Origin of the sequence: Seohaeicola saemankumensis, from assembly GCF_021021435.1 — a bacterium.
Taxonomy (GTDB): domain Bacteria; phylum Pseudomonadota; class Alphaproteobacteria; order Rhodobacterales; family Rhodobacteraceae; genus Seohaeicola.
Genome location: NZ_JAINWI010000035.1, coordinates 1 through 9,070, shown reverse-complemented (window position 1 = coordinate 9,070; position 9,070 = coordinate 1). Strand labels below are relative to the sequence as shown.

At 52.6% G+C, this 9,070-nt stretch carries 5 protein-coding genes; all 5 read right to left on the bottom strand.

Features of this window, described 5'->3' with window-relative positions:
• Positions 1–155: 155 nt before the first annotated feature.
• Complete coding sequence (locus K7H22_RS19505) at positions 156–1,235, bottom strand: hypothetical protein (protein WP_230802485.1); 1,080 nt, start codon at positions 1,233–1,235, stop codon at positions 156–158.
• A gap of 17 nt (positions 1,236–1,252) precedes the next feature.
• Complete coding sequence (locus K7H22_RS19500) at positions 1,253–4,042, bottom strand: BPTD_3080 family restriction endonuclease (RefSeq protein ID WP_230802484.1); 2,790 nt, start codon at positions 4,040–4,042, stop codon at positions 1,253–1,255.
• Position 4,043: 1 nt separating this feature from the next.
• On the bottom strand, positions 4,044–6,971 hold the full coding sequence (locus K7H22_RS19495) for a site-specific DNA-methyltransferase (protein ID WP_230802483.1): 2,928 nt from the start codon (positions 6,969–6,971) through the stop codon (positions 4,044–4,046).
• A gap of 111 nt (positions 6,972–7,082) precedes the next feature.
• On the bottom strand, positions 7,083–8,417 hold the full coding sequence (locus K7H22_RS19490) for a hypothetical protein (protein WP_230802482.1): 1,335 nt from the start codon (positions 8,415–8,417) through the stop codon (positions 7,083–7,085).
• 7 nt (positions 8,418–8,424) lie between these two features.
• Positions 8,425–9,027: a recombinase family protein gene (locus tag K7H22_RS19485; protein ID WP_230802481.1), complete on the bottom strand. Its 603-nt coding sequence runs from the start codon at positions 9,025–9,027 to the stop codon at positions 8,425–8,427.
• Positions 9,028–9,070: the final 43 nt, after the last annotated feature.

Sequence of the window (9,070 nt, the reverse complement as noted above, 5' to 3'; positions counted from 1 at the left end):
ACTCTACATTAGAACGCGGGAAGTTTCGGGGGGCAGGTCAGGTTTGATCGACAAGATGCGCTCGACAAGCAACAAGCACATCTCACCGACCGGAGAACGCCCCCAGTTCTGTTCAATTCCCTGCTGTAGCTCTTCGCGTTGCACAGTTGTCAGACCTAGTCTGGTTGTTTGTCGCCACCACTGCTCAAGTGATGAACCAGCCTCGCTTTCACGTGTTCATAGTCAACGTTTCCGGTGCAGTTCTTGATGACTGCGCCTGATACGAGCTGCCCCGTAACGGTTCCTGCCACAGTCTGCTGCCCGCGAGACGTTCCGGCCAGCGTAAGTTCCGGATGGTAGTCTTGCCCATCATGCTGAAAAGCCCATCGGATACTCACCTTGAAGGGTTCGATCTTGGTACCGAGTGCGTCTTTGCCGCCTTTGTGATACAGTTCTTTTCGCAGACACAACCTAGTGCGACGCATCTTCTCATTTTTGATTGATGCCGTCGAGGTCTTGAAACTTAGCTCTACGACAATGCCTTCGTCCTCGTCCTCGTACATAGCTTCGATAAGCGGGAAAAGGTCGATTGGCTGATCAAGGCCGGGTTCGGTCAGCAAGCTATTGGCGATGGCTTTGTACTGCGATTGGATTTCATGGACCAGTTCTTGCCGCATACCCTTTGGGTAATCAGTTCTAACCTCTACAAAGCCATCATGGTGAGGAACCCAGATCACGTTGAACAGCTGAACAGACTGGAATTTGAGACCAATAACCTCGTCGTATCTTTCTTTGATGGCCTCAGGGTCTTCGAAAACATCGCTGATTGGTATCTCCTCCCGCGACGTTAGTTTAATGGTGGTTGCATAGACAGCACCAATTCCGTCGTCAGTACGCTCTACGCTGACTAGCACCGGTTCTGAATTGAATTCTCCTAGTTGTGCTTCACTGAGCACCAACGGAAACTTGTCTGTGAATGCATGTTCCGCAACCTCCAGCCCGTCGATTGCTTCCCTCAGCTCGTTTAGCACATCTTCCTTTACCGGATACAACTTTGTCATCTTTTCGCCGCACAGGGCGTGCTGTCGAAGAAGATCCTTCAAGAAATTCTCTGCATCAGCGTGATCGACATCTTGATACTTTTGACGTGCTCCGTCCCAGCCTTGCGATCCATCTAGCCCAGCCCGTTTCATTGCCCGATTGGCAAGCGTCCAAGGCATTCTAACTTCAAGCGTATCAAAGATATTATTGTCCATTTTTGCCTATCCTGCTCTTATGGCCAAGTTGACGCGACAATATCATCCACCTCGTGCGGCTCGTAAGCCACTGACCAAGACCACTGCCCAAATCTTTTCTCCTCGTTGACTGCCGCCACCCACTCTTCCAGAGCTGCATGTTTCGCATCATTTTGTGGTGACTTCTGACCTTTTATTTCAAGAACCAAGAAGCCGCCGCTCTTGGCTTCAACGATGAAGTCCGGCACATAGCGACGCTTCGAGCCGTTCCAAAGGTAGTAGATTTCGAACCCTAGATGATCGTTCTTGACGTAGGATCGAACCTTGTCTGATTTCTCCAGAACATTTGCGGCATAACCTTCCCAACCGGCATCGCCGACGACATGACTGATGTGCGATTTTGTGGCCACAATCGTTGGCTTGGTCGTATACCACGTCCGCATGTCGCCTGTTCGACCTATCGGCTCATCCTCATCGAAGATTGGCTCAAGCGCGGTACGGTTTTCTTGTCGCAGATACTGGCTGACGTGTTGCACAATCAGGTCGATGTTGAGACCGATAAGTATGCGTTTGCGAAGTGGTTCTTGGTGAAACAGCGAAGGGATTTCGAGCTTACCCGAGGCGATATAGGTCTCGACATGCTTTATGAGTTGCTTGAGCAGCATCTCTTCTCGGCCCACGAAGCTTCCAGCCATGCCCGCAAAGCACTTCCGTGCAGCAAGGAATGTCAGCCGCTGAAGACGGAAACCCTCCGGAACCTTTTCCAGATCGATTGGAACAGTCTGGCTCATGTCTGAAGCGCCCGTCATGGCTGGGGCAATCTCGGCTGAAATCACCGTGGAAGCTGGATCAAGCTGCAAAGCAGATAGCTTGTCCCAATCGACTTCCAGCTTGTGCTTCAGAACGTGGTCAACGCGCAGAATATTCGGCCATTGAAGTTCATGTTCTGCGCGCTCTGGGACTACTTCGATCTGAACGCTCGGTTTGGGTGGAGGCGGTGGTGTCGGATCGCCAGTGGTGTCTTGATAGATGGACAGCGGAACGCCAAAAACGTTCACATACTCAGTCACGAACAACCCGTCCCGCTCCCCGCCGACCTCTTTGTCGTATGAGACACGCCGCAATCCACGCCCGATTACCTGCTCACACAGAAGCTGGGAGGTAAACGCCCGCAACCCCATGATGTGGGTTACATTCTTTGCGTCCCACCCCTCAGAAAGCATCGCAACCGAAATCACGTTCTGAAGGCTTTGCCCTGCTCCGTTCCGCTTACCGACATTGTCCACAATTTCGCGAAGCAGTTCTTCTTTCTTTAGCTCCAGCAACTCAGCCTTGCGTGTGCTCGGCAAAGGTGATGCTTTGATAATCTCGTGAAGACGTTCTTCGTAAGGCTTGTCCGCAGTTGCTTTTTCTCCGACTTCCGCTTTTTCCAGCACCTTGCTGTCGACGCGGAGCGTTTTTTCCGGCGCTTGCAGCTCGGGCCAGTACGCTTCTCCAGAATTGAAATAGTGTTCGATCCTCGCTGCGGTTTCTGTTCGGTTACATACCGTTAGGAGCACCGGAGGAGCGTAGTGGCCGTCTTCGGCCCATTTCTGCCGGTAGGCCCGCCAATCCGCCGCAAGCAGCGTGTACGCCTGCTGTACGAGCTGTGGGAGGGCTTCGTGGGGTTCGGCCGGTCGGTTGAGGTCCTCTGAAACTGAGTTGTCTCGGTAAATATGATAAAGCTTCGGTTTAAGGGTCGCCGCATCCGGAATGGCATCATCGCGGACGACCACGCGCGGCGTCTTGACCAATCCGGCTTCGATGGCGTCATTCAAACCGAAGTCTGATATGATCCACGTGAACAACGCGTGATCTGAGCTAGCTCTTCCTGACGGGGAAAACGGCGTTGCTGACAAGTCGAAGCACCGGGAAATCCGACGCGTTTTGTGCAGTCGGTCCAGCCCTTCGATCCATCTGGTAGCTTCATCAACATCCAAGCCCATTTCTTTGGCTTTATTCTTGCCCACTTTGTCAGCGGGGTTCTGCCTGTAGGCATGGTGAGCCTCATCGTTGATAACGACGATGTCTTTGAACTCGGCCAGCTTGCCAAGAACGCGGCGTGTGTAGGCTTCGTCGGTCTCGGGGCCTTTCTTTACGACTGAGCGTTCGGGTTCTTTTGCTGGCATAAGCGTGTGCCAGTTCTCAATGAGAACCTCGGCTTGGTTCAATTTCTGCCGCGATGCGTTGTCTGGACAGATGTTGAACTCATCATAGTAGCTGTCATCGGTCGGTAGGAGCACCTGAAGCCGCCCCTTCACCGTGATACCTGGGGCCACTATGAAGATCGCGCGGCTGAAATCCTTGTTCCGCTTTGGATAAGTCACCGCGTTGAGCACTTGCCACGCGATGATCATCGCCATCACAGTGGTTTTGCCAGCGCCGGTCGCCATTTTGTTGCAAAGACGCTCCCAAGGCCCGCCATCGCCGGGGATAGAAATGCCTTGCTTGTACTCCGCAGCCCCTTCGACCCACCAAATGAGGGTTTCAATGGCTTCGAGCTGACAAAAATAGAACTGTAACTCTCGCGCAGTCTCGTCGTTCCAGTGATCCAACAGCTTGCGGGTCACGATGGTGACGCCCGGATAACCCGCCTCACGCCACTGATCGACGCGGCCACGGATCGTGTTCACCAACGCGATTTCCTCAACCCGCCGCGTCTGATCGCGCGTGTTGATGATTTCATAGGTTGCCGGGCGGCGCTCGTGCTTCAGCTCAAGCTTGCCGTCATGGACCTTATCCCAATACTTCTGGGGCACCTCGGTTGGCTTGTTGATAATCAGCGACATATCAATCGTCCAACGCGATGATCTTTAGGCTTTCGATGCCCCGGTCATCCACGATCTTGACCGCTACCTTTGTGTTTTCCCCGGCTTCAAAGGGCAGCGAAACGGTGCCGTGGAACTGGTCTAGCATGTCTTCGTCCAACTCAGCGCGGATCGTAGCCTTCAAACGGTTCCACCCGTCTTTCGCCCCAGCCATCGGGAAGAATATCTGATGCGGAAAGAGCGAGCGCTCATTGTAATCAGTGTCGAGCGACCACATAGCGATTTTGCTTTTGCCGCCGCTGTCCAGTTCTCCGGTTTTGGTGTTGAAATAGTCGAAACCATTGACCTCGACCTCCCATTTACCGTCTTTGCGCTTGCGCAGGTCCACGTCCGGTTGCCCCATCAACCAGAAGCTTTGGTTGCTCGCGCGTTTCTTCTTTAGGTCTTCGGTCAGAAGGTCGGTGTTCATTTGCGCTTTGAGCAACGTTACACCGGGCCAATTCAACTCATCGATGTCCTTTGCCGCCTCCGGATCGAAGGTGAAGGCGCAGAAAACAACAACTTTGGGCGCTGGGCGCAGCTTTTCGGCCTCCTGCAACGCCAGTTCGACTTGCCGCTGCTCAAGTGCCGCATGCTCGGGGCCAAAGCTGACGACAACGCGGTCACCGCTTTCCGCCAGTGAACCGCTGGCATGCAGGTTCTTGAGGCCGGGTATCACTTCCAGATCAGCAAATTCAATCATTTGCCCTCCTTTACCTCGTATACCTGTCTTGAGCAGTTCATCCCGCCATGTGGCTTGCCGCGAAGTCGCGCCAGAGCGAGCAATGCTGTCATCCGGTTCACCGATGGCTTCTGCCTCTTCCAATCCCATGACCACCGGTGCGGGCACAGCCTCGACCGTAAATTTGCCGGTCACGCGCAACTTTGTCTTGTCGAGGTGAGGCTGATCATAAAGCGTTTCTTGGTTCGAGTTTCCAGCGATGCTTTGATCAATGCGAGTTTGCATTGTACGTCTTGCGCTATGAAAAACATTAAACGCGGATTTTGCAGTTTCTGGCCAATCTTCAGGCCATTCGAACGGCACCTCCCATTCGTGAAGTTTGTCACCGTCATTGAAACGGACCTTTTTGCCGCGCCTCGCTCCTTGCAGAGGAATTATCGCATTAGGGGGAGAGGCAAGAAGAGCAGCATTTAGGTTATCAAGCGCAGAGGCAATCTTTGGGTGCTCTTCATCATAGATCGCGTCTATGTCTGGATTGTTGGCGATCTGGCCTAGCATCACCCTCGGCGTAGTCTTGTAGTCAAAGCCGCCCTTTAGCCCTTCATGCGGATAACGTAGCTGAAAATAGTCGAATGAGGCTGTCATCAACCGTTGCTTTGCTAGCGAGACAGCTACTCGTGATGTATCACACGTTATCCAACGGCGACCCCATTTTTCAGCTGCATAAGCGGTAGTGCCCGAACCACAAGTTGGGTCCAGCACGAGGTCGCCGGGGTCAGTTGTCATAAGCAAACAGCGTTCGATGATTTTGTTGCTTGTCTGAACAACGTAGACTTTCGGATCGGATCGATCCTGTACCGCCCCTGCGATGTCGAACCATGTGTCAGTAACTGGTACCTGATCAAAATCTGAGAAGAAACGAATGTACCGAAGTTTTCCACGCGGAGTAATCATGAAGCGATTTGCCCTTGTAAGGCGGCGCATTCCGTGAGGCACTGGAGCTTTCCAATGATTGCCGGAACCGGGGTGAAACTTCATGCCGTACCATTCCCAGTTTTCGGTAGCAGCGCCTTCACCTTGGGAAGTTGGATTGTCATCTGTGAAAATTTTCGTACCTTCGGGGATTGGTTCTAGACCTGCACGTTGGTCTTTCGGTAATGCCCCTCGGCTTCCATTAGCGAAAATAGCTTGATCGTAATCTCCACGTGCGGCCTCTTTCTTATCTTTCGCCAGATACAGCCGGTTGAATTTGACCTGCTCTTTGTCCTTTGCGTACCACAAAATATAGTCGCCAGTCCTGCTGAGACCCGACGATGCAAATCCACCGGTCGTGGAATAGCTTATCAAAGACATAGAATTCTTTGGGCCAAAAACCTCGGACAGCAGCTGCCTAACCAAGTGCAAATTTTCATCTGAAATCTGGACAAACACCGATCCACTTTCGCTCAGAAGCTCTCTCGCAAGCATCAAGCGGTCGCGCAGATACGTAAGATACGAATGAATGCCAAGCTCCCAAGTATCTCTAAATGCCTTGATCATCTCAGGCTCTTGGGTCAGGTCTTCATCCTTGTCTGTGGATTTGTTCGGTTGCTTATTGGTGAACGGCTGAAAATTTGAACCGTACTTAATTCCGTAGGGCGGGTCGATGTAGATCATCTGAACCTGCCCACGCATGCTCTCCTTTTGCAGCAACGAGTTCATGACCAACAGGCTGTCGCCTGAAATCAGGCGGTTCGACCAGTCCTTGTCGTGCTTGTAGAAGCCCAATGCTTCGCGAAGTGGCTTGTTCTCAAAAGCAGGATGAAAAAAGTCGAGTTGATCCTCGGCCATACCACCGTCCGCCATCCGCTTTTTAATGCCTTCAAGAATGGTCGCTGGATCGATGCGCTCATGCACATGCAGTGACACGGTTTCGATCTCGAATGATGTCCTCTCAGCCTTTCCTGCCCAGTTGAGATACGGAGCCTGCATCCGCTTAAGCTCTTTGAGAGCATCGCGCATCTTGTCGCTGTCGCCGCTAGCGAGAGCATCATCGATCAGGCTTTCGATCTGTGCCCGCCCCATATCGAACTGTAGCGCCGGATCAATGTGTGGATCGTAGGACCACGCGGCCCTGCCGCCATCCGGATCGTTCTCAGGCTTTACCAGTCCAACCTCTGGGTTCATCACCCGTCGGTCATCATGGGCATAGGTCGTTACCTGAGGTGACGTTTTTGGTGGTCTGGCCATAAAGGGTGCCCCGATCAATAATCGTTGAACTTGTAACCTGTCTCGCTAAAAAACGGCTGCTCTGCGCCACTTAAGCAGCCAGAATAGTCTTATGCAACTGTCGGCTGAAACCTAGCGATACCTTCGCAAATTTGCCAAGGCATCGCGGTAGGCATCGGTGACGATGTAGATGCGACTTCTCGCGCCTAGGTTTCTAAGAACGCCTTGGTCTCTCAGCATGTGGACTGCGTTCAGAATGGGATCGTTCCGATAAGGCGAAACGCGACCAAACGTGACCAGAGAGGCAATGATCGCCTCAGCAGCATGCGGGTCAGAACTTGCACGCGTGATCAGATGCATAAGATTTAGCGCTGTGAAGCTACCCGGGGGCGGCGGGTCCGCTGCAATCGATTGCAGCAAAGGCCTGATGCGAGAGGCGGCTTCATTTGCCAGCGCCGGGATCAAACCGACAACCCCTTCAACTGTAGTGTGGGTGCGACGTCCGCCGTGATTGTAGATAGCAGCGCCTGATAGTGTCACCTCGAACCTAACGCGACGGGTCGTCTTGGCATAAATTTTTATGTCGATGTCACGAGTTAGACCAATCCTCAAGCATGGGCTTTGATTTTGCGTTTCGATCGATGACCGCTGGGTCTCGTACATCACCTCGCCGTACCTCACGCCGTGTTGAGCCACGACCTCGGTCATCGACAAGACCCATTCAACTGGATTATCGCTATCGAACTCCCAGTAAAATTCGATTTCACGTAAGTTTAAATGTGGCAGATACTCATAGGAAGCACCTGTTCCGGCGAAGGAAATTTCGAGCGCTCTAGACAATGTTCCCAAAGCCAACGTGAAATAAGTTCGCGCCTGTTGCGTTCGTGGATGCCGCAAAGCAAAAGCGTACTTTTTGTTTGGCCCTATGATTATGTTCGTTGCGGGACGAAGCGGTAGTTCATCTGCATACCATTCATCCTCTGGCCTTATAGCTAACACGTAGTCCGTTGCCAGCGCCGGTCGCGCCAAATGTGTGATCCGCTTCAATTGCTGCGCCTGTACGAAGCGGGTCAGGTTCAAATGAGTTTCAAAGACTAACCTAGCAACTTCGTTTGGGCGGCGTGAAACAGTTTGACTACGCCAGGAAGCCGTATTTATCCTTCCCGCGAGTAGCGGGCTTGTTCGGTTGAGCGCATCGCTGTCAGTGGTTGTGCGAAACCTCAGGTCTCGTGCATCGGAAACCCGTTGCAGAACGCGACTGTTGAAAAGTGAAACCGGTTCACCGTCTGAAGAGTAAACCTCTATTTCGCGCAACTGCGACAAAGCATCTAGGACTTGGTCCTCTTCCCCGACTAACGCCCAGTTGCCAACATCCAGCTGAATACGGTCAATGAACGCGTTTTCACCTGAAATTTCTAGATCCGGCAGAAGCCGCCTGACAAATGCATCTCGTCTTACTATTGACATGGGGGGTTTAGGAACTTCCCTCTGGTAGCAGGTTGCGATTTTCGTAGCGCTTCCATACCCGTTGAACCGTCGAAGAGTGCCACTTACCACCTGTATAGGACGGCACTTTGTCCAAATTTAGCCGTTCCGCGATCTTTCGAACCGACAATCCACTAGCCTTGTGTTGCTTTATTAAGGGACCCAGTTTGCCACTGAAGGCATCGGCATCAATCATTTTCTTGTCCGCAAGCGCTTGGCAGGACTTGCCAAGTTTGACACCTCTAGCTTTTGCCGCAGTCAAAGCTGCTTTAGTGCGCTCCGAGATTGCCCTGCCTTCATACTCGGCTACGGCGGCCATGATATGAAGCACAAAACGGTTTGCTTCAGGCATGTCTACTGCTCGAAAGGGAACGCCGCTTTCGATCAACCCAGAGATAAAATGAACGTTTCGGGCAAGACGGTCGAGTTTAGCGATGATGAGGGTGGCCCCCCTTCGCTTGCACTCTTCAAGCGCACTCTGGAGCTGTTCCCGGGAGTTCCGCTTGCCGCTCTCTACCTCGATGTACTCATTTAGTAGTTGGCCTTCAGATTGGCTTACGAAGCCGTCGACTACTGACTTCTGTGCAGCCAACCTGACCTGCCCCCCGAAGCTCCCTCATTCATACCGAGAGTTT

Excerpts from the sequence above, each read along its gene's own strand:
- K7H22_RS19500 (WP_230802484.1), bottom strand. The coding sequence starts at position 4,042 with ATGTCGCTGATTATCAACAAGCCAACCGAGGTGCCCCAGAAGTATTGG.
- K7H22_RS19490 (WP_230802482.1), bottom strand. The coding sequence starts at position 8,417 with ATGTCAATAGTAAGACGAGATGCATTTGTCAGGCGGCTTCTGCCGGAT.
- K7H22_RS19505 (WP_230802485.1), bottom strand. The coding sequence starts at position 1,235 with ATGGACAATAATATCTTTGATACGCTTGAAGTTAGAATGCCTTGGACG.
- K7H22_RS19495 (WP_230802483.1), bottom strand. The coding sequence starts at position 6,971 with ATGGCCAGACCACCAAAAACGTCACCTCAGGTAACGACCTATGCCCAT.